The sequence below is a fragment of the Kosakonia sp. CCTCC M2018092 genome (genome assembly GCF_003864115.1).
In the GTDB taxonomy this organism is placed as follows: domain Bacteria; phylum Pseudomonadota; class Gammaproteobacteria; order Enterobacterales; family Enterobacteriaceae; genus Kosakonia; species Kosakonia cowanii.
Map to the genome: position 1 here is coordinate 4,628,718 of NZ_CP034225.1, position 20,258 is coordinate 4,648,975.

The following is a 20,258-nucleotide window of genomic DNA, read 5'->3' on the forward strand; positions in this document are numbered from 1 at the left end:
CCATCCCATCGGGATGGCTTTTTTTTTAGCCTGGCGCTATGGTGAGCCTGTTTTTTTGTCGCAGGAACATCATGAGCCACGATATTGCGTCTCTCCTCTCCCGACTGATCCACGGCCCGACAACGGTTGGGCAGATTCGCTTTGCGGCGGTGAATGCAACCGCGCCTGCGCTTGCCTGCCAGGTCGATTTCCCGCGCCTTGAAATTGTGCTTGAAGGGGCGCTGACCGATGCGGCGATCGTCGGCGAAACGGCATTAATGATGCAGCATGATGTGCTTTACGTTCCCGCTGGCGGCTGGAACTGCCCGCGCTGGCTGGCCCCGGCCAGGAGCTTAAGCGTGCTGTTTGGCAAACAGCAACTCTGCTTTAGCCTTACGCAGTGGGATGGCGCAGCACTACAGACGCTGGCCCGACAGCACGTAGCCCGGCGCGGCCCACGCGTAGGCTCCTTTCTGCTGCAAACGCTGCATGAAATGCAGATGCAGCCGGATGAGCAGCACACGGCGCGGTTGATTGTCACCAGCCTGCTGAGCCACTGCCACGATCTGCTCGGTAGCCAGATCCACACCGCATCGCGTAGCCAGGCGCTGTTTGAAGCCATTCGTGACTATATCGACGAACATTACGCCATGCCGCTCACCCGCGAGTCGGTCGCGCAGGCGTTCTACATTTCGCCCAACTACCTCTCCCATTTGTTCCAGAAAACCGGCGCGGTCGGCTTTAGTGAATATCTCACCCATACCCGGCTGGAACATGCGAAAACGCTGCTTAAAGGCTACGACCTGAAAATCAAAGAGGTGGCGCACAGTTGCGGGTTTGTCGACAGCAACTACTTCTGCCGTCTGTTCCGTAAAAATACCGAGCGCTCACCCTCGGAGTATCGCCAGCACTACCACAGCCAGCTACGAAACAAATAACTCCTGCACTGGATTTTTGTACGCTTTTCTACCCGCTCCTGCTCTACGCTCCGCGCCTGAAGCCGCTTTGCATCAGGCTGAACTGCATTTTGTGAGCGCTGTCGCACTTCATCCGCATGCGTACATTTGTCCAGTGTTTGGCAGAAATGTTATATAGCCGCCGTCGCCCCGCAGACCGTATGCTTTCGCCAGATCATATTGATGAGGAAGCAGGATGGAACTCTATCTGGATACGGCCGATATCGCGGAAGTGGAGCGCCTTGCGCGCATCTATCCGCTGGCTGGCGTTACCACCAATCCGAGCATTATTGCCGCTGGTAAAACCCCGATCTGGGAGGTTTTGCCGCGCCTGCAACAGGCAATAGGTGCGAACGGGACGCTCTTTGCCCAGGTGATGAGCCGCGATGCAGAGGGCATGGTAAGCGAGGCGAAAAGGCTTCATCACGCGCTGCCGGGTATCGTGGTTAAAATCCCGGTGACGGGCGAAGGGCTGGCGGCGATTAAGCAGTTGAAAAAAGAGGGGATCGTTACGCTCGGCACGGCGGTCTATAGCGCGGCGCAGGGCTTACTGGCGGCGCTGGCCGGAGCCAAATATGTCGCGCCCTATGTTAACCGCGTCGATGCCCAGGGCGGTGATGGTGTGCGCATGGTGCAGGAGCTGCAAACCCTGCTGAACCTCCATGCGCCGGAGAGCAAGGTGCTGGCGGCGAGCTTTAAAACTCCGCGCCAGGCGCTCGACTGTCTGCTGGCCGGGTGCGAGGCGATTACCCTGCCGGTCGATGTGGCGAAACAGATGCTCAATACGCCCGCCGTTGAATCCGCCGTCGAGAAGTTTGAACAGGACTGGCAAGGCGCTTTTGGCAGCCTGAGCCTGTAATGCCGCCAAACTAGACGGCATTACAGGCCGGGCGCACGCCGAGGGTGTGGCAAATGGCATAGCTCATTTCGGCGCGGTTCAGGGTATAGAAGTGGAAATCTTTAACCCCTTCGCGGCTGAGGATCTTCACCATATCCATCGCGATATTCGCGCCGACCAGCTTGCGGGTTTCCGCATCGTCATCCAGCCCGGCGAACATTTGCGACATCCACGCCGGGATACGCACGTTGGTCATGTCGGCGAACTTTTTCGCCTGCTTAAAGTTGGAGACCGGCAGAATGCCGGGGATGATCTCGACGTCGATACCGGTTGAGGCGCAGCGATCGCGAAAGCGCAGGTAGCTCTCAACATCGAAGAAAAACTGTGTGATGGCACGGCTGGCGCCCGCATCGACTTTACGCTTCAGGTTGAGCAAGTCGGCCTGCGCGCTTTTCGCTTCCGGGTGCACTTCCGGGTAAGCCGCAACGGAGATATCAAAATCCGCCACCTCTTTTAACAGGCTCACCAGATCGGTGGCATACATTTCAGGCTTTCCGCCGCCCGGCGGTAAATCGCCGCGCAGAGCAACGATATGGCGAATGCCGTTGTTCCAGTAATCCTGCGCGATAGTGCGCAGCTCATCGCGGGTGGCGTCGATGCAGGTCAGATGCGGCACCGCTTCCAGCCCGGTGCGATCTTTAATCCCTTTAATAATGCTGTGCGTGCGGTCGCGTTCGCCGGAGTTCGCGCCGTAGGTGACCGAAACGAATTTCGGCTTCAGGCTGCTTAAGCGATCGATGGAGCTCCATAAGGTCTGTTCCATTTCACTGGTGCGCGGCGGGAAAAACTCAAAGGAGACGTTAATCTGGCCGTGAACTTCCGCCAGGCTCTGATTCAGGGCTTCCCGCTGATTGGCGTGAAAAAAGCTCATACCTTACCTCATCAATCACAAGTCATTATTCAGGGTGAGTGAACTTCTATACGTTTAGACGTCCAGATGTAAAAATGACGGAAATCGTACAAAGCGTCAACAGAAATATCTCGATTGTGCGTGAGGAGTTTTCAGCGAAGATGAAAAAGATTCATGAGGCGGGAAATACTCCCCTCCCGGTGCGGGAGAGGAGTTACAGCGAGGGCTACAGCAACTGCGCGAGGCGGTTAATATCGGACTGAATAGCGCCCGCGGTGACATCACGCCCTGCGCCCGGCCCGCGGATCACCATCGGGTTATCGCGATACCAGCGGCTCTCAATAGCAAAGACGTTATCGCACGGCAGCAGCGCGGCCAGCGGATGCTCCGGGCGCACCGCTTCAACGCCAACGCGCGCTTTGCCATTGGCATCGAAACGGGCGACGTAACGCAGCACCAGCCCCAGCTCGCGGGCGGCTTCAAGACGCTGGAGCATCTGCTCATTTAACGCCTCGCCATTCTCAAAGAAGTGATCGACGGATTCTGCTTCGCAGCCCGGCGGCACCAGCGACTCGACGCGCACCTGATCCGGCTCAATGTCATACCCCGCTTCGCGGGCAAGGATCACCAGCTTGCGCATTACATCTTTACCGGAGAGATCGACGCGCGGATCCGGCTCGGTCAGCCCCTGCTGCCACGCCTGATCCACCAGCTCGGTGAAGGGCACGCTGCCATCAAATTGCAGGAACAGCCAGGAGAGCGTACCGGAGAAGATACCGCTGATCGCCAGAATCGAATCGCCGCTGTCGCGCAGATCGCGCACGGTGTGGTTAACCGGCAGACCCGCGCCGACGGTGGCGTTATAGAGCCAGTGGCGGCCGGTTTTTTCAAAGGCGTCATGGATCTGGCGAAAGCGATCGCTTTTGCTCGCGCCCGCCAGCTTGTTAGCGCTGATCACATGGAAACCGTGGCTGGCGAAATCGAGATACTGCTCCGCAAGCTGCTCGCTGGCGGTGACATCCAGCACCACTAAATCATCATACGGATGGGCGCGCATCCACAGGAACAACGACTCCTCATCCTGCTCTACTGCTTCATCATTGAAGAAAGCAAGCGCGCGGCTGGCATCCAGCCCGTCGTAGCTCAACAGGCTGCGGCGGCTATCAACCACGCCTGCCAGCACAAACTCAAACCCGGTGCGCGCCGAAAGCGCGCTCTGCTCGCGGGAGAAGAGCTCCAGCCAGCGCGAGCCGATATTGCCTTTACCGAACAGCACCAGGCCAATGCGTTTTTCCGCGCGGAACAGCGACTGGTGCAGGCCCTGGATCAGGCTCTCGGTCGGGCCGACGCGGAGCACGGCCACCAGGCTGATCCCTTCGTCCGATTGCCAGATAAACTCGACCGGCTGCCCTTTTAACTGCTGCCAGAAACGGTGGCTGTGCAGCGGGTTTCGGCATACGCCCGCACCGACCATCGCCACCAGCGCCAGACCCTGGCGCAAACGCAGCTCGCCCGGCAGACCCGCTTCATCAAGCAGTTTAAAGACGCTGTCGACCACTTCGGAGGTGTAGCAGAGTTGCAGCAGATTGCGGTCAGCGTGAACACCGACCGCCAGCGGGCGCACCTGCGCGCGCTTGAGAATAATGTCGATCTCTCTGTGCGCCAGCTTAAAGTCCTGCCCTGACGGCACGAGGAACTCAATCAGGCAGACATCGTCATGGCTGGTAACAATGCGCGCTCCGGTGCCGGAAGCGAGCACGCGCTCAATGCGCGTTGACCCCTGCTCGGGGTTGTAGCTGCAACGGAGTTGCAGATCGATATTGCTGCCGGAAACCGGCTGTAACGTGCGGGCATGGAGCACCGGCGCAGCCAGGCGCGCCAGCTCGCTTGCTTCATCCAGACGCAACAGCGGCAGCAGACAGGCATCTTTGACTTTGCGCGGATCGGCGCTGTAGACCCCGGCGACGTCGCTCCAGATGGTCACGCGCGAAACATCGCCCAGCGCACCGATCTGCGTTGCCGAGTAGTCGGAACCGTTACGACCAAGCAGCACGGTTTCGCCCGCGTCGTTACGGCTGATAAAGCCGGTCACCACAATTCGTTTACCCGGATGCTGCGCCAGCTGCTGCTGGAGTAAAGGGTAAGAGGCGCCTTCATTAACCTGCGGCTGCGCGCTGCGCTCGGCGCGCAGGAAGTCGCGGGCATCAAGCCACGTAGCATCAAGTTCCTGCTGATTCAGCACCGCCGCCATTAAGCGCGCGGACCAGATTTCACCGTGACCCACCACTTCGGCATAAACGGCATCGGTGATGCCGCTGTCGAGCAGCGCGGCGAGGTGCTCCAGATCGTGAATAAAGGCGCTGGTCAGGCCATCGGCTACATCGGCAGGTAACAGGCCGTTAATTAATTCGAGCTGATAGCGGCGCAGCGATTGCTGCACCTGATGCGCAGAGAGGCGATCGGTCTGGCTCAGTTTAAGCCAGCTGATCAGCTGGTTGGTGGTGCTGCCGGCGGCCGAAACCACCATCATGTCGCCCGGTTGCGAGTACTCCGCCATGATCCCTGCTACGCGCAGATAACACTTCACATCCGCCAGACTACTGCCACCAAATTTGTGCAGTTGACGAGCCTTCGTCCCTGCCTGCGCAATCACACTCATGTTTACCCCTCAGCGGCGATCCGGAAGCCATTTTCCAGATCGGCAATCAAATCTTCACTATCTTCAATACCGGTTGAGATGCGCAGCAGCGTCTCACCGATCCCGGCGGCGGCGCGTGCTTCCGGCGCCATGCCCGCGTGGGTCATGGTCGCGGCGTGGGAGATTAAACTCTCAACCCCGCCTAACGATTCCGCCAGTGTAAACAGCGACAATCCGCTCAGGAAACGACGCAGCGTCTGCTCATCGCCATCCAGTTCAAAACTCAACATCGCGCCAAAGCCCTTTTGCTGACGCGCCGCAATCTCATGGCCCTGGTTATCAGGCAGAGAGGGATGGTACAGCTTTTTCACCAGCGGCTGAGTCTGCAAAAAGTCGACAATCGCCTGCGCGTTACGCTGCGCCACTTCCATACGCGGCGACAGGGTGCGCAGCCCGCGCAGCAGCAAATAGCTGTCGAAAGCGCTGCCGGTGACGCCAATATTATTCGCCCACCATGCCAGTTCGGTGACGGTCTCTTCATCTTTCGCAATCACCACGCCGGCCACCACATCGGAGTGACCGTTGAGGTATTTGGTACAGGAGTGCAGCACCAGATCCGCTCCCAGCGCCAGCGGGTTTTGCAACGCCGGGCTCAGGAAGGTGTTATCCACCACGCTTACCGCTCCCGCTTCCCGCGCAAGCCCACAGATTTTCGCAATATCTACGACGCGCAACAATGGGTTACTTGGAGTTTCTACCAGCACCAGCTTCGGTTTTTCCGCCAGCGCCGCTTTTAGCGCCTGCTCATCGCCCTGATCGACAAACTTCACGCGGTAGCAGCCGCGCTTCGCCAGGCTATCAAACAGACGATAGCTGCCGCCGTAACAGTCGTGCGGCGCCACCAGCAGATCGCCAGGCTTGAGGAACACCGTGGTCACCAGGTGAATCGCCGACATGCCGGTATTGGTCATCACCGCGCCTGCACCGCCCTCCAGCTCCGCCAGCGCGCGCTGCACCACATCACGCGTAGGATTACCGCGACGCGAGTAGTCATGGGCGCGGGGTTCGTTAAAACCGGTGAAGTTATAGGTACTGGAGAGGTGAATCGGGGGGACAACGCAACCGTACTGCTCGTCATCGTTCAATCCGCTACGCACTGCGATGGTGGCCTGTTTACGCGTCATGGTGAAGGCTTCCTGGCTTAATGGATGAAAAGTCAGGTCACAGAGTAAACACTGGAATAATAGACGTCAATACATCTGGACATCTAAACTTCTTTGCGTATAGATTGAGCAATCGCATAATAGCCGTTAAAATTATATGCTTTCGTACGATATTGCAGAGCGATACACGGTGTCACCCCGATGACTCTACGGTAAACTACGCGCAATTACGGCCCGGCGCGACCGGGTATAGATCAATGACTGAGAGGATTAAAGGTATCTCATGGCTGAATGGAGCGGCGAATATATCAGCCCATACGCTGAGCACGGCAAGAAGAGTGAGCAAGTAAAAAAAATTACGGTGTCCATTCCTCTTAAGGTGTTAAAAATCCTCACCGATGAACGTACCCGTCGTCAGGTGAATAACCTGCGCCACGCCACCAACAGCGAACTGCTGTGCGAGGCGTTTTTACATGCGTTCACCGGCCAGCCTTTGCCGAATGATGAAGACCTGCGCAAGGAGCGCAGCGATGAGATCCCGGAAGAGGCGAAAGTGATTATGCGTGAAATGGGCATCGACCCGGATACGTGGGAATACTGATTGCAATAAAAAGGGCGGAAATTATATTCCGCCCTTTTTAACTTATCGCACCTGCTTATCAGAAACGCGTCACTTCCGGATGCACTTCTGCCAGTGAGAGCAGGTAAGACATAAATACGTTTTTCATTGCTGTCAGCATACAAATGATCCTTTTACGCTCAAATAGTGTGAGGAGATGTATGGCGACAGAATATGCCTGTTTTTTGACCAGAGCAATATTTTTGTGAAGCTCATCACAAAAATAACGCCCCTGAGGCAAACCGCAGAGACAAAAAAAGCGCCTTTCGGCGCTTTTTTCTTTGGCAACTTACTTGCTGCCCGGGATGCTGAAGCGTTTGTTGAAACGGTCAACACGGCCACCAGTTGCAACATCACGCTGCTTACCGGTGAAGAACGGGTGGCATTTACCACACACGTCCAGGTTCAGATCGTGACCCAGAGTAGAGTGGGTTTCGATCACGTTACCGCAAGAACAGGTTGCAGTAATCGCTACGTAATTCGGGTGAATACCTTTTTTCATGGGGAAACCTCAGTTTAAGGCCGCGTCGCTCTTCCAGCCCTAACGCCAGACACCACGCGAGTTGATATGTAAGTGAATCTTTGACGCCGCAATGAGCATCAAAGGCGGCGAATCATACAGAAATTAACCAGCGTATGCAAACTGATCCGCTCGACCGTCTTAACAATGTGTATACTAACCCGCCACTTTTCAAGTCAGGATGATGAAATGCCCGTCGCCCACGTTGCGCTCTCTGTACCGCTGCCCCGCACTTTCGATTACCTGCTGCCGGAGGGAACCCCCGCCAGCGCTGGTTTTCGCGTGCGCGTGCCGTTCGGTAATCAGACCCGCGTCGGGATTGTGGTGGCGGTCAGCGACAAAAGCGAGTTACCGCTGGCGGAGCTGAAAAGCATCGAAGAGGTGCTCGATAGCGAGCCCGCATTTTCAACGCCCGTCTGGCGGATGCTGCTCTGGGCGGCTGACTACTATCACCACCCTATTGGCGATGTGTTATTCAATGCCCTGCCCGTTCTGCTGCGCCAGACCAAACCGGCCAGCGCCGAGTTTCAGGGCTACTGGTTCGCCACCGAACAGGGGCAGGCAACCGACATCAACCGCATCAAGTCGCCAAAACAGCAGCAGGCGTTATCGGCGCTGCGCAAAGGCAAAGTGTGGCAGCATCAGTTAGCGGCGTTAGATCTGAAAAGCGTCACTCTGCAAGCACTGCGCGCAAAAGGGCTGGTGGAGATGAACAGCGAAGCGCCGACGTTTACGGACTGGCGCAGCACCTTTTCCGTCAGCGGCGATCGTCTGCGGCTCAACACCGAACAGGCCACCGCCGTCGGCGCAATCCACAGCGCGGCGGATCGTTTCTCCGCCTGGCTGCTGGCGGGCGTCACCGGCTCCGGCAAAACGGAAGTCTATCTGAGCGTGCTGGAAAATGTGCTCGAACAGGGCAAACAGGCGCTGGTGATGGTGCCGGAAATTGGCCTGACGCCGCAGACCATCGCCCGTTTTCGCGAGCGGTTTAATGCCCCCGTTGAAGTGCTGCACTCTGGCCTTAACGACAGTGAACGCCTGACCACCTGGCAGAAAGCAAAGAGCGGTGAAGCGGCGATTGTCATCGGCACGCGCTCCTCGCTCTTCACTCCTTTTAAGAATCTTGGCGTCATCGTTATTGATGAGGAGCACGACAGCTCCTATAAACAGCAGGAGGGGTGGCGTTACCATGCGCGCGATCTGGCTGTTTACCGTGCGCACAGCGAGCAGATACCGATAATCCTCGGTTCGGCGACGCCGGCGCTGGAGACGCTGCACAACGTGCGGGCGCGGAAGTACCACATTCTGCGTTTAACCCGCCGCGCAGGCAACGCACGTCCGGCGATGCAGCACGTGCTGGATATGAAAGCCCAGCCGCTGCAGGCGGGCCTTGCCCCGGCATTAATCAACCGCCTGCGTCAGCATCTGCAAGCGGGCAACCAGGCGATCCTTTTCCTTAACCGGCGCGGCTTCGCCCCGGCGCTGCTCTGCCATGATTGCGGCTGGATCGCCGAGTGCGCGCGCTGCGATCACTACTACACCTTCCACCAGGCGCAGCAGCATCTGCGTTGCCACCACTGCGACAGCCAGCGCCCGGTGCCGCGCCAGTGTCCGTCGTGCGGCTCAACCCACCTGCTGCCGGTTGGGCTTGGTACCGAACAGCTGGAGCAGGCGCTGGATCCGCTGTTTCCCGGCGTGCCGATTTCGCGCATCGACCGCGATACCACCAGCCGCAAGGGCGCACTGGAGCAACATCTTGCTGAAGTACACCGCGGCGGCGCGCGCATTTTGATCGGCACCCAGATGCTCGCCAAAGGACACCACTTTCCGGATGTCACGCTGGTAGCATTGCTCGATGTTGACGGCGCGCTCTTTTCCGCCGACTTCCGCGCCGCAGAGCGCTTTGCTCAGCTCTATACCCAGGTTTCCGGCCGCGCCGGACGCGCAGGCAAACAGGGCGAAGTGGTGCTGCAAACGCACCACCCGGAGCATCCGCTGCTGCAAACGCTGCTGCATAAAGGCTACGACACCTTTGCCGAGCAGGCGCTGGCCGAGCGCCAGACGCTGCAACTGCCGCCGTGGACCAGCCATGTGCTGATCCGCGCGGAAGATCAGAACAACCAACACGCCCCGCTCTTCCTGCAACAGCTGAAAAACCTGCTGCAGGCGAGCCCGCTGGCAGATAACCAACTCTGGATCCTCGGCCCGGTTCCGGCGCTGGCGGCCAAGCGCGCCGGGCGCTACCGCTGGCAAATCCTGCTGCAACACCCCTCCCGCATTCGCCTGCAACACATTGTGCATGGCGCGCTGGCGCTGATTAACACCCTGCCCGATGCCCGACGCGTAAAATGGGTGCTGGATGTCGATCCGATCGAAAGCTAATGCTGCGAGCCAGCGCGTAAAATAGAATGCTTGTCACATTTTTTGTGAAATTTCTGTAACCGATGCGCTTAACTATCTGATAAAAATGTGGCTACGCCTGCGCCGTGCATGCGAGGAGAACAAGGTGAAACCGAAAAATCAGGTTGCGGCAGCAACCATGAAAGATGTTGCCATGAAAGCAAAGGTTTCTACGGCAACCGTATCTCGTGCATTAATGAACCCGGAAAAAGTGTCACAGGCGACCCGCAACCGCGTTGAGCAGGCCGCCATGGAAGTGGGCTACCTGCCGCAGTCGATGGGCCGCAACGTAAAGCGCAATGAGTCCCGTACCCTGCTGGTGATTGTGCCGGATATCTGCGATCCCTTCTTCAGTGAGATTATCCGCGGCATCGAAGTGACCGCTGCGGAGCATGGCTACCTGGTGCTGATTGGCGACTGCGCCCATCAAAATCAGCAGGAAAAGACCTTTATCGATCTGATTATCACCAAGCAAATTGATGGCATGCTGCTGCTCGGTTCACGTCTGCCGTTTGACGCCAGTATTGAAGAGCAGCGCAATTTACCGCCGATGGTGATGGCCAATGAGTTCGCGCCGGAGCTGGAGCTGCCGACGGTGCACATCGACAACCTGACCGCGGCCTTCAACGCCGTCACTTATCTGCAAGAGCAGGGGCATCAGCTGATTGGCTGTATCGCCGGCCCGGAAGAGATGCCGCTCTGCCATTACCGTTTACAGGGTTACGTGCAGGCGCTGCGCCGCGCGGGTGCGACGGTGGATAAGGAGTATATTACGCGCGGTGATTTCACCTTCGAAGCCGGGGCGCAGGCACTGGAACAGCTTCTCAACCTGCCGAAACCGCCGACGGCTCTCTTCTGCCACAGCGATGTGATGGCGCTTGGTGCGCTGTCGCAGGCGAAACGCCGGGGTCTGAAGGTGCCGGAGGATCTGTCGATTATCGGCTTTGATAACATCTCGCTGGCGGAGTATTGCGACCCGCCGCTCACCACCGTTGCGCAGCCGCGCTACGACATTGGGCGCGAAGCGATGCTGCTTCTGCTGGAGCAGTTGCAGGGCCACACGGTGAGCAGCGGCTCGCGACTATTAGATTGTGAATTAATCCTGCGTGGCTCAACGCGAGCGCTAACGTAAAGCCGGGGGCTTTCGGACGCCCTCTTCTGGTCAAAACCCCGTCGCTTAAGTAACATGGCGGGCTGTTAAACGAATATGAATACAGCGAAACGATAGTGGCACAACGAGATTATGTACGCCGCAGCCAGTCGACTCCTGCGCGGCGAAAGAAGAGCACCTCAAAGAAAAAGCAGCGCAGCGCGCCTGCGGTCTCGCCAGCAATGGTCGCGATAGCGGCCGCCGTGCTGGTCGCCTTTATCGGTGGTTTGTACTTTATTACGCATCATAAGAAAGAAGAGTCAGAATCCCTGCAGAACCAGAAAGTGACCGGTAACGGCCTGCCGCCGAAGCCGGAAGAGCGCTGGCGCTATATTAAAGAGCTGGAGAGCCGCCAGCCTGGCGTACGCGCGCCGACCGAGCCGACGGCCGGGGGCGAAGTGCAAAAACCGGAGCAGTTAACCGATGAGCAGCGCCAGCTGTTAGCCCAGATGCAGGCAGATATGCGCCAGACGCCGACGCAGCTCAATGAGGTGCCGTGGAACGAGCAGACGCCGGAGCAGCGCCAGCAAACGTTGCAGCGTCAGCGCCAGGTTCAGCAGATGCAGCAACAACAGCAGCAGTCACAGTGGACGCAAAGCCAGCCGGTTCAGCAACCGCGTACGCAGCCGCGCACGGTGGAACAACAGCCTGCGCGCGTTGCCACGCCGCCGCGCCAGACCCAGCAAGCGCAGCAGAAACCGGCTACCAATTCACAGCCTTATCAGGATCTGCTGCAAACGCCGCCGCACAGCAACGCCGCGCAGCCAAAAACGCAGCAGGCCGCGCCGGTAACGCGCGAAGCGGAAACGGCGAAGGCGCAGCCGACAGAGAAAAAAGATGAGCGTCGCTGGCTGATCCAGTGCGGCTCGTTCAAAGGCCAGGAGCAGGCGGAAACCGTCCGCGCGCAGCTGGCGTTTGAGGGCTTTGACTCGCGTATCACCAGCAATAATGGCTGGAATCGCGTTGTGATGGGCCCGCTGAAAGGCAAAGAGAGCGCTGAAGCCACCCTTGGCAAGCTGAAACTGGCCGGTCACGCAAACTGCATTCGACTTTCCGCCGGGGGTTGAAACCCCCAAAATCCCCCCCATCTATAAATGCATTCTGCCCCGTACGCTGTGCGGGGCGCTGTATGTGCTTTTGTAACCAAGGGGTCTGCTCGTGACAACAATCGTAAGCGTACGCCGTAACGGCCATGTCGTTATCGCCGGTGATGGCCAGGCCACACTGGGTAACACCGTGATGAAGGGCAACGTTAAAAAAGTTCGCCGTCTCTATAACGACAAAGTCATTGCAGGCTTTGCGGGCGGCACAGCGGATGCCTTCACGCTGTTTGAGCTTTTTGAACGCAAACTGGAAATGCACCAGGGTCATCTGGTGAAAGCCGCCGTCGAGCTGGCAAAAGACTGGCGTACCGATCGTATGCTGCGCAAGCTGGAAGCGCTGTTAGCGGTCGCCGACGAAACCGCGTCGCTGATCATCACCGGTAACGGCGATGTGATTCAGCCGGAAAATGACCTGATTGCCATTGGCTCCGGCGGACCATACGCCCAGGCCGCTGCCCGCGCACTGCTGGAGAACACCGAGCTTGGCGCGCGCGACATTGCTGAGAAGGCGTTGGGGATCGCAGGCGATATCTGCATCTACACCAACCACTTCCATACCATCGAAGAATTACCCGCTCAAGCGTAAGGATCTCCCATGTCTGAAATGACCCCACGCGAAATCGTCAGCGAACTGAATAAACACATCATCGGCCAGGACGCGGCAAAGCGCTCTGTGGCGATTGCTCTGCGTAACCGCTGGCGCCGTATGCAGCTCGATGAAGAGCTGCGTCACGAAGTGACCCCGAAAAATATTCTGATGATCGGCCCGACCGGCGTTGGTAAAACCGAAATCGCCCGTCGTCTGGCGAAGCTCGCCAATGCGCCGTTTATCAAAGTGGAAGCGACCAAGTTCACCGAAGTGGGCTATGTCGGGAAAGAAGTGGATTCGATTATCCGCGATCTGACCGATGCCGCCGTGAAAATGGTGCGCAGCCAGTCAATTGACAGAAACCGCTACCGCGCCGAAGAGATGGCGGAAGAGCGCATCCTCGATGTGCTGATCCCGCCGGCGAAAAACAACTGGGGCCAGCCGGAACAGGCGGCGGAGCCTTCTGCGGCGCGCCAATCCTTCCGTAAAAAACTGCGCGAAGGCCAGCTGGATGACAAAGAGATTGAGATCGATCTCGCCGCTGCGCCAATGGGCGTCGAAATCATGGCCCCTCCGGGCATGGAAGAGATGACCAACCAGTTGCAGTCGATGTTCCAGAACCTCGGCGGGCAGAAGCAGAAGCCGCGTAAGCTGAAAATCAAAGACGCGATGAAGCTGCTGATCGAAGAGGAAGCGGCGAAGCTGGTTAACCCGGAAGAGCTGAAAGAGGAAGCGATCGAAGCCGTTGAGCAGCACGGTATCGTCTTTATCGATGAGATCGACAAAATCTGTAAGCGCGGCGGTAACACCTCCGGCCCGGACGTCTCCCGCGAAGGCGTACAGCGCGACCTGCTACCGCTGGTTGAGGGTTGCACCGTGTCGACCAAACACGGGATGGTGAAAACTGACCATATCCTGTTTATCGCGTCCGGCGCGTTCCAGGTTGCCAGCCCGTCCGATCTGATCCCGGAATTGCAGGGTCGTCTGCCAATCCGCGTTGAATTGCAGGCGCTGACCGCAGAAGACTTTGAGCGCATCCTCACCGAGCCAAACGCCTCTGTGACCGTGCAGTACAAAGCGCTGATGGCCACCGAAGGGGTGAATATCGAATTTACCGACGACGGTATTAAGCGTATCGCGCAGGCCGCATGGCAGGTGAACGAAAGCACCGAAAACATCGGCGCACGCCGTTTGCATACCGTGCTGGAGCGTTTGATGGAGGATATCTCCTATGACGCCAGCGATCTGGGCGGCGAAACCATTACCATTGATGCAGACTATGTGAGTAAACACCTTGATGCTTTAGTGGCGGATGAAGATCTGAGCCGTTTTATCTTATAATCGCGGCCAGACTCTTTTCATCACACTCGATGGGGGCTTATGCCCCCATTTTTATTGGCCGGACTTATGAACGATACGCACTCTCTTAGCCTTACCCAGGCATGGCTGGAAAGCCTGCGACCGAAAACGTTGCCGCTGGCCTTTGCCGCTATCGTGGTGGGAACCGTGCTTGCCTGGTGGCAGGGCTACTTCGATCCGCTGGTCGCGGCGCTGGCGCTGATCACCGCCGGTTTGCTGCAAATTCTCTCTAACCTCGCGAATGATTACGGCGATGCCATCAAAGGCAGCGATAAGCCGGATCGCATTGGTCCCCTGCGCGGGATGCAAAAAGGGGCCATCTCCCTTGGGCAGATGAAGCGCGCGCTGCTTATCGTCATTGTGCTGAGCTGCATTTCCGGGCTCGGGCTGGTGAGCGCAGCGACCCAGACGATGGCCGATTTTATCGGCTTCCTTGCGCTTGGCGGGTTGTCGATTGTCGCCGCCATCACTTACACCGTCGGCAAGCGGCCGTATGGTTATCAGGGGCTGGGCGATATTTCGGTGCTCACCTTCTTTGGCTGGATAAGCGTGATGGGAAGCTGGTATTTGCAGGCGCATACGCTGATTCCGGCGATCTTCCTGCCCGCAACCGCCTGCGGTTTGCTGGCGACGGCGGTGCTGAACATCAATAACCTGCGCGATATCGATAGCGATCGCGAGAACGGCAAGCATACGCTGGTGGTGCGCTTAGGCCCGGTGAATGCCCGCCGTTATCATGCCGGTTTGCTGGCGGGCGCGCTGCTCTGCTTTGCGCTCTTCAACCTGATTTCGCTCCACAGTCTCTGGGGCTGGCTGTTTTTACTTGCCGCGCCGCTGCTGTTTAAACAGGCGCGTTATGTGCTGCGCGAGCGCGATCCGCGCGCGATGCCGCCGATGCTCGAACGCACCGTGAAAGGCGCGCTGCTGACTAATCTCCTGTTTGTAATAGGGATTATTTTGAGCAAGACGCTCGCCTGAGTGCCAACAAACAATTAAAAATTGATGCTTTTGCCAACAGCGCGCGATGCGCGATATACTTACGGCTCTCGCAGCAACTGAACGTAAATCCTATGAAATACGATACTTCTGAGCTTTGTGACATCTACCAGGAAGAGGTCAACGTCGTCGAACCGCTGTTCTCCAACTTTGGCGGTCGCTCCTCTTTCGGCGGGCAAATCATCACGGTGAAATGTTTCGAGGATAACGGGTTGCTTTACGATCTGCTCGAACAGAATGGCCGTGGTCGCGTGCTGGTCGTCGACGGCGGCGGTTCTGTTCGCCGGGCGTTAGTCGACGCCGATCTCGCGCGTCTGGCGGCGCAAAACGAGTGGGAAGGGGTGGTGGTCTACGGCGCGGTGCGCCAGGTGGACGATCTGGAAGAGCTGGATATCGGCATCCAGGCGATGGCCGCGATCCCGGTTGGTGCAGCGGGCGAAGGCATTGGCGAAAGCGATATTCGCGTCAACTTCGGCGGCGTGACCTTCTTCTCCGGTGACCATCTTTATGCCGATAACACCGGCATTATTCTCGCCGAAGATCCTCTCGATATCGAATAAACGAAAGGGCACCTGAAGGTGCCCTTTTTTGTCGCTGCCGAATGCAATGGCGCTTAACTATTTTGCTTAATACGCGAAAGATTTCGTGTTGTGGCAAGGCGGCAAGCAAGTGAATCCCCGGGAGCATAGATAACTATGTGACCGGGGTGAGCGCGCGCAGCCAACGCCGCTACGGCACGAAAGATAAAGCGTAATTACACTTCTTCCATGCGGCCCAGCAGCGCCTGCAGACGCTCCTGCCAGCCGTGCTGCTGCTCGCGCAGCTGTTGGTTTTCGCGCTCCAGCTCTTCACGGCTCTGGTGTGCAGAGTGAACATCCTGCGACAGGCTGTTGTTCTTCTCTTTCAGTTCTTCGATTTCCATCTGCAGCAGGGTGATGGTATCAATCGCCTGCTGTACTTTTGCTTCCAGTTTCTCAAACACTTCTAATGACATAGTCATACTTCTCCTGAGTGGCAAGGCGTTGATGGACTTACACCTCATTATTCGCCAGACAAATAGGTTACCCCTCTGCCCGCTAAATTATGTGTGTCTTTAAGCGTCCTCGTCCCGCAGAGCGGCGACGCCTTAATACAATGAGCGGATTTCGCTTGTTACCGATTGTATGAATCGCGCCAGCCCCTGTCCAGCGTGGAGCGGCGCTGTTTGCGCTTTGCAACACTTTTCGTCCTCATCCTGGTGCAATCCGCTTCGCTACCCCGTAATTGTTAATGCCCGGGTTACAAAAATGATTCAGCTCTCATTTCGTATTGGTGCAAAAACGCGCGACACCGCTCGTAAACGCTCATTTTATTGACGCAGTACACACATTTCGATTTCGATATTTCTCGTTTTTGCTCGTTAACGATAAATTAACACTATGTCTACACGACATCATGGGGGTGCTGTTTCCCTCATGCCTACAATAACCATTAAACTTCTGCAGGATCCGATTATGAGTCAGACACCAACCGTAAAAGGCCAGTGCATTGCCGAGTTTCTCGGTACCGGGTTGTTGATTTTCTTCGGCGTGGGATGTGTTGCAGCGTTAAAAGTGGCGGGTGCCACCTTTGGCCAGTGGGAGATCAGTATCATCTGGGGTTTGGGCGTGGCGATGGCCATCTACCTGACCGCAGGGGTTTCCGGCGCGCATCTTAATCCGGCTGTAACCATTGCACTTTGGCTCTTCGCGAGCTTTGACGGACGCAAAGTTGTTCCTTTTATTTTTTCTCAATTTGCCGGCGCGTTTTGCGCGGCTGCACTTGTTTACGGGCTTTACTACAATCTTTTCCTCGACTTCGAACAGACGCACAATATGGTACGCGGCAGCGTCGAAAGTCTTGATCTGGCTGGCATCTTTTCAACCTACCCCAACCCGCACATCAATTTTGTGCAGGCCTTCGCTGTTGAGATGGTAATTACCGCTATTCTGATGGGCGTGATTATGGCGCTGGGCGATGATGGCAACGGCGTGCCGCGCGGCCCAATGGCTCCGCTGCTGATCGGTCTGCTGATCGCGGTCATTGGTGCTTCAATGGGTCCGCTCACCGGCTTCGCCATGAACCCGGCGCGTGACCTGGGACCGAAGACCTTCGCCTGGCTCGCCGGCTGGGGTAACGTCGCCTTTACCGGCGGCAAAGATATTCCCTACTTCCTCGTGCCGCTGTTTGGGCCGATTGTAGGCGCGGCGCTTGGCGCGTTCAGCTATCGCAAACTGATCGCCCGCCATCTGCCGTCTGGAACCAGTGAGGCTGCGAAAGAGAAAGGCACCGCCTCCACCACGGCTCAACAAAAAGCTTCGCTGTAATGTGACTACGGGATCATAACTATGACTGACAAAAAATATATCGTTGCGCTCGACCAGGGCACTACCAGCTCCCGCGCCGTTGTGATGGACCACGATGCCAACATCATTAGCGTTTCACAGCGCGAATTTGAACAAATCTACCCGAAGCCAGGCTGGGTTGAGCATGACCCGATGGAAATTTGGGCGTCACAAAGCTCCACGCTGGTCGAAGTGCTGGCGAAAGCGGATATCAACTCCGACGAGATTGCCGCCATTGGCATTACTAACCAGCGCGAAACCGCGATTGTCTGGGAGCGTGAAACCGGCAAACCGATTCACAACGCTATCGTCTGGCAGTGCCGTCGCACCTCTGAGATCTGCGAAAAGCTCAAACGCGACGGCATGGAAGATTACATCCGTAGCACCACCGGGCTGGTGATCGACCCCTACTTCTCCGGCACCAAGGTGAAGTGGATCCTCGACCACGTTGAAGGTTCGCGCGAGCGTGCTAAACGCGGCGAACTGCTGTTCGGCACCGTCGATACCTGGCTTATCTGGAAAATGACCCAGGGGCGCGTACACGTCACCGATTACACCAACGCCTCACGCACCATGTTGTTCAACATCCACACGCTGGAGTGGGACGACAAAATGCTGGAAGTGCTGGATATCCCGCGCGCAATGTTGCCGCAGGTGCGTAAGTCGTCCGAAGTGTACGGTCAGACCAACATCGGCGGTAAAGGCGGCACGCGTATTCCTATCGCCGGTATTGCGGGCGACCAGCAGGCGGCGCTGTTTGGCCAGCTCTGCGTGAAAGAGGGGATGGCGAAAAACACTTACGGCACCGGCTGCTTTATGCTGATGAACACCGGCGAGCAGGCAGTGAAATCCGATCATGGCCTGCTGACCACCATCGCCTGCGGCCCGAAAGGCGAAGTGAACTATGCGCTGGAAGGCGCGGTGTTTATGGCTGGCGCCTCCATTCAGTGGCTGCGCGATGAGATGAAGCTGATCAATGACGCGTTCGACTCCGAATACTTCGCTACTAAAGTGAAGGACACCAACGGCGTCTACGTTGTTCCGGCCTTCACCGGCCTGGGCGCGCCGTACTGGGATCCGTATGCACGCGGCTCCATCTTCGGCCTGACCCGTGGTGTTAACGCGAACCACATCATTCGTGCGACGCTGGAGTCGATTGCCTTCCAGACCCGCGACGTGCTGGAAGCGATGCAGGCTGACTCCGGTATTCGCCTGCACGCGCTGCGTGTGGATGGCGGCGCGGTGGCAAATAACTTCCTGATGCAGTTCCAGTCGGACATTCTCGGCACGCGCGTTGAGCGTCCGGAAGTGCGCGAAGTGACCGCGCTGGGTGCCGCTTACCTGGCAGGCCTGGCGGTTGGTTTCTGGCAGAACCTGGATGAGTTGCAGGAGAAAGCCGTTATCGAGCGCGAATTCCGTCCGGGCATCGAAACTACCGAGCGTAACTTCCGCTACAGCGGCTGGAAAAAAGCCGTGAAACGCGCGATGGCGTGGGAAGAACACGAAGAGTAACCGCTCCACTTATGCCCTCTCCCTGCCGGGAGGGGGCATCTGCCTCACCCCCCTCCTCTTTTCACTGTGTTAAACTTCGCGCAATTTCTTTCAAAACTGAGTGTGTGATGAAACGAGAACTTGCCATCGAATTCTCCCGTGTTACCGAAGCTGCGGCGCTGGCTGGCTATAAGTGGCTGGGGCGCGGCGATAAAAACACGGCGGACGGCGCAGCGGTACACGCTATGCGCATTATGCTCAACCAGGTCAACATTGACGGCACGATTGTCATCGGCGAAGGGGAGATTGACGAAGCGCCGATGCTCTTTATCGGTGAGAAAGTGGGCACCGGCAAAGGCGACGCGGTGGATATCGCCGTCGATCCGATTGAAGGGACGCGCATGACGGCGATGGGCCAGGCCAACGCGCTGGCGGTGCTGGCGGTTGGTGACAAAGGCTGCTTCCTCAACGCCCCCGATATGTATATGGAAAAGCTGATCGTCGGCCCCGGAGCCAGAGGCGCTATCGATCTCAACCTGCCCTTAGCCGATAACCTGCGCAATATCGCCGCCGCGCTCGGCAAACCGCTCAGCGAACTGACGGTCACCATTCTTGCCAAGCCGCGCCATGATGCGACTATCGCCGAGTTACAGGCGCTGGGCGTGCGCGTGTTTGCCATTCCCGACGGCGATGTCGCCGCCTCGATCCTCACCTGCATGCCCGACAGTGAAGTGGATGTGCTCTACGGAATTGGCGGCGCGCCGGAAGGCGTGGTATCGGCGGCGGTGATCCGCGCGCTGGATGGCGATATGCAGGGCCGCCTGCTGGCGCGTCACCAGGTGAAAGGCGACAGCGAAGAGAACCGCCGTATCGGCGAGCAGGAGCTGAAACGCTGCCGCGGTATGGGCATTGAAGCGGGCAATGTGCTGCGCCTCGATGAGATGGCGCGCAGCGATAATGTCATCTTCTCCGCCACCGGCATCACCAAAGGCGATCTGCTGGACGGCATTACGCGCAAAGGCAATATGGCGACCACCGAGACGCTGCTGATCCGCGGTAAATCTCGCACCATTCGCCGGATTCAATCGATCCATTATCTGGATCGTAAAGACCCGGACGTACAACGACATATACTGTAAGTCTATTTGTTCAATTGAGCTTTCCGGCCCGCGCGGGCTGGAAAT

The 20,258-nt window shown here is 57.6% G+C and carries 18 protein-coding genes; 13 read left to right on the forward strand and 5 right to left on the reverse strand.

The genetic code is table 11. From position 1 onward, the window contains the following. Window positions 1-71 precede the first annotated feature (71 nt). Both EH164_RS21780 and fsa read left to right on the forward strand, forming a co-directional pair. The gene (locus tag EH164_RS21780; protein WP_124970934.1) at window positions 72-917 is read left to right on the forward strand and encodes a helix-turn-helix domain-containing protein; all 846 of its coding nucleotides are present in this window, start codon (window positions 72-74) and stop codon (window positions 915-917) included. Window positions 918-1,131: 214 nt separating this feature from the next. Beyond that, window positions 1,132-1,794, forward strand: a complete 663-nt coding sequence (gene fsa / locus EH164_RS21785; RefSeq protein WP_124970937.1) for a fructose-6-phosphate aldolase — start codon at window positions 1,132-1,134, stop codon at window positions 1,792-1,794. A 10-nt stretch (window positions 1,795-1,804) separates the two neighbouring features. On the opposite strand, the gene metF is transcribed toward fsa, so the two are convergent. The 3 genes from metF to metB all read right to left on the reverse strand — a co-directional run bounded on the left by metF (window position 1,805) and on the right by metB (window position 6,505). Next, window positions 1,805-2,704, reverse strand: a complete 900-nt coding sequence (gene metF, locus EH164_RS21790; RefSeq protein ID WP_124970940.1) for a methylenetetrahydrofolate reductase — start codon at window positions 2,702-2,704, stop codon at window positions 1,805-1,807. 205 nt (window positions 2,705-2,909) lie between these two features. Next, complete coding sequence (locus tag EH164_RS21795) at window positions 2,910-5,342, reverse strand: bifunctional aspartate kinase/homoserine dehydrogenase II (protein WP_124970943.1); 2,433 nt, start codon at window positions 5,340-5,342, stop codon at window positions 2,910-2,912. 2 nt (window positions 5,343-5,344) lie between these two features. Further along, window positions 5,345-6,505, reverse strand: a complete 1,161-nt coding sequence (metB, locus tag EH164_RS21800; protein ID WP_124970946.1) for a cystathionine gamma-synthase — start codon at window positions 6,503-6,505, stop codon at window positions 5,345-5,347. Window positions 6,506-6,767: 262 nt separating this feature from the next. Here metB and metJ point away from each other — a divergent pair, with 262 nt between their 5' ends. Next, complete coding sequence (metJ, locus tag EH164_RS21805) at window positions 6,768-7,085, forward strand: met regulon transcriptional regulator MetJ (RefSeq protein WP_023479337.1); 318 nt, start codon at window positions 6,768-6,770, stop codon at window positions 7,083-7,085. Between the two features lie 307 nt (window positions 7,086-7,392). On the opposite strand, the gene rpmE is transcribed toward metJ, so the two are convergent. Continuing rightward, on the reverse strand, window positions 7,393-7,605 hold the full coding sequence (gene rpmE, locus EH164_RS21815) for a 50S ribosomal protein L31 (protein WP_023479344.1): 213 nt from the start codon (window positions 7,603-7,605) through the stop codon (window positions 7,393-7,395). Between the two features lie 207 nt (window positions 7,606-7,812). Between rpmE and priA the strand changes: the two genes are divergently transcribed. The 7 genes from priA to rraA all read left to right on the forward strand — a co-directional run bounded on the left by priA (window position 7,813) and on the right by rraA (window position 15,780). Then, on the forward strand, window positions 7,813-10,005 hold the full coding sequence (priA, locus tag EH164_RS21820) for a primosomal protein N' (protein WP_124970952.1): 2,193 nt from the start codon (window positions 7,813-7,815) through the stop codon (window positions 10,003-10,005). A gap of 124 nt (window positions 10,006-10,129) precedes the next feature. Continuing rightward, entirely contained in the window at window positions 10,130-11,155 is a 1,026-nt protein-coding gene (cytR, locus tag EH164_RS21825) for a DNA-binding transcriptional regulator CytR (protein ID WP_023479294.1), read from the forward strand. Between the two features lie 95 nt (window positions 11,156-11,250). Then, window positions 11,251-12,240 (forward strand): cell division protein FtsN, encoded by a 990-nt coding sequence (gene ftsN, locus EH164_RS21830; protein WP_124970956.1) that lies wholly within the window; start codon window positions 11,251-11,253, stop codon window positions 12,238-12,240. Window positions 12,241-12,331: 91 nt separating this feature from the next. Further along, entirely contained in the window at window positions 12,332-12,862 is a 531-nt protein-coding gene (gene hslV, locus EH164_RS21835) for an ATP-dependent protease subunit HslV (RefSeq protein WP_023479345.1), read from the forward strand. 9 nt (window positions 12,863-12,871) lie between these two features. Beyond that, on the forward strand, window positions 12,872-14,206 hold the full coding sequence (gene hslU / locus EH164_RS21840) for an HslU--HslV peptidase ATPase subunit (protein WP_023479328.1): 1,335 nt from the start codon (window positions 12,872-12,874) through the stop codon (window positions 14,204-14,206). A gap of 66 nt (window positions 14,207-14,272) precedes the next feature. Continuing rightward, window positions 14,273-15,202 (forward strand): 1,4-dihydroxy-2-naphthoate polyprenyltransferase, encoded by a 930-nt coding sequence (gene menA, locus EH164_RS21845; RefSeq protein WP_124970959.1) that lies wholly within the window; start codon window positions 14,273-14,275, stop codon window positions 15,200-15,202. Between the two features lie 92 nt (window positions 15,203-15,294). Continuing rightward, complete coding sequence (gene rraA / locus EH164_RS21850; RefSeq protein WP_124970962.1) at window positions 15,295-15,780, forward strand: ribonuclease E activity regulator RraA; 486 nt, start codon at window positions 15,295-15,297, stop codon at window positions 15,778-15,780. A 194-nt stretch (window positions 15,781-15,974) separates the two neighbouring features. Here rraA and zapB read toward each other — a convergent pair whose 3' ends face one another. Further along, window positions 15,975-16,220: a septal ring assembly protein ZapB gene (gene zapB / locus EH164_RS21855; protein WP_023479321.1), complete on the reverse strand. Its 246-nt coding sequence runs from the start codon at window positions 16,218-16,220 to the stop codon at window positions 15,975-15,977. Between the two features lie 493 nt (window positions 16,221-16,713). On the opposite strand from zapB, the gene EH164_RS21860 reads away from it, so the two are divergent. From EH164_RS21860 to glpX, 3 genes are all read left to right on the forward strand, one after another. Further along, the gene (locus EH164_RS21860) at window positions 16,714-17,565 is read left to right on the forward strand and encodes an MIP/aquaporin family protein (RefSeq protein ID WP_023479322.1); all 852 of its coding nucleotides are present in this window, start codon (window positions 16,714-16,716) and stop codon (window positions 17,563-17,565) included. 21 nt (window positions 17,566-17,586) lie between these two features. After that, the gene (gene glpK / locus EH164_RS21865; RefSeq protein WP_076768846.1) at window positions 17,587-19,095 is read left to right on the forward strand and encodes a glycerol kinase GlpK; all 1,509 of its coding nucleotides are present in this window, start codon (window positions 17,587-17,589) and stop codon (window positions 19,093-19,095) included. Window positions 19,096-19,202: 107 nt separating this feature from the next. Further along, entirely contained in the window at window positions 19,203-20,213 is a 1,011-nt protein-coding gene (glpX, locus tag EH164_RS21870) for a class II fructose-bisphosphatase (RefSeq protein ID WP_042717041.1), read from the forward strand. Window positions 20,214-20,258: the final 45 nt, after the last annotated feature.

What these genes read in the sequence shown, in the direction of transcription:
- EH164_RS21780 (WP_124970934.1), top strand. Translation starts at nt 72, where the DNA reads ATGAGCCACGATATTGCGTCTCTCCTCTCCCGACTGATCCACGGCCCG.
- fsa (WP_124970937.1), top strand. Translation starts at nt 1,132, where the DNA reads ATGGAACTCTATCTGGATACGGCCGATATCGCGGAAGTGGAGCGCCTT.
- metF (WP_124970940.1), bottom strand. Translation starts at nt 2,704, where the DNA reads ATGAGCTTTTTTCACGCCAATCAGCGGGAAGCCCTGAATCAGAGCCTG.
- EH164_RS21795 (WP_124970943.1), bottom strand. Translation starts at nt 5,342, where the DNA reads ATGAGTGTGATTGCGCAGGCAGGGACGAAGGCTCGTCAACTGCACAAA.
- metB (WP_124970946.1), bottom strand. Translation starts at nt 6,505, where the DNA reads ATGACGCGTAAACAGGCCACCATCGCAGTGCGTAGCGGATTGAACGAT.
- metJ (WP_023479337.1), top strand. Translation starts at nt 6,768, where the DNA reads ATGGCTGAATGGAGCGGCGAATATATCAGCCCATACGCTGAGCACGGC.
- rpmE (WP_023479344.1), bottom strand. Translation starts at nt 7,605, where the DNA reads ATGAAAAAAGGTATTCACCCGAATTACGTAGCGATTACTGCAACCTGT.
- priA (WP_124970952.1), top strand. Translation starts at nt 7,813, where the DNA reads ATGCCCGTCGCCCACGTTGCGCTCTCTGTACCGCTGCCCCGCACTTTC.
- hslU (WP_023479328.1), top strand. Translation starts at nt 12,872, where the DNA reads ATGTCTGAAATGACCCCACGCGAAATCGTCAGCGAACTGAATAAACAC.
- menA (WP_124970959.1), top strand. Translation starts at nt 14,273, where the DNA reads ATGAACGATACGCACTCTCTTAGCCTTACCCAGGCATGGCTGGAAAGC.
- rraA (WP_124970962.1), top strand. Translation starts at nt 15,295, where the DNA reads ATGAAATACGATACTTCTGAGCTTTGTGACATCTACCAGGAAGAGGTC.
- zapB (WP_023479321.1), bottom strand. Translation starts at nt 16,220, where the DNA reads ATGACTATGTCATTAGAAGTGTTTGAGAAACTGGAAGCAAAAGTACAG.
- EH164_RS21860 (WP_023479322.1), top strand. Translation starts at nt 16,714, where the DNA reads ATGAGTCAGACACCAACCGTAAAAGGCCAGTGCATTGCCGAGTTTCTC.
- glpK (WP_076768846.1), top strand. Translation starts at nt 17,587, where the DNA reads ATGACTGACAAAAAATATATCGTTGCGCTCGACCAGGGCACTACCAGC.
- glpX (WP_042717041.1), top strand. Translation starts at nt 19,203, where the DNA reads ATGAAACGAGAACTTGCCATCGAATTCTCCCGTGTTACCGAAGCTGCG.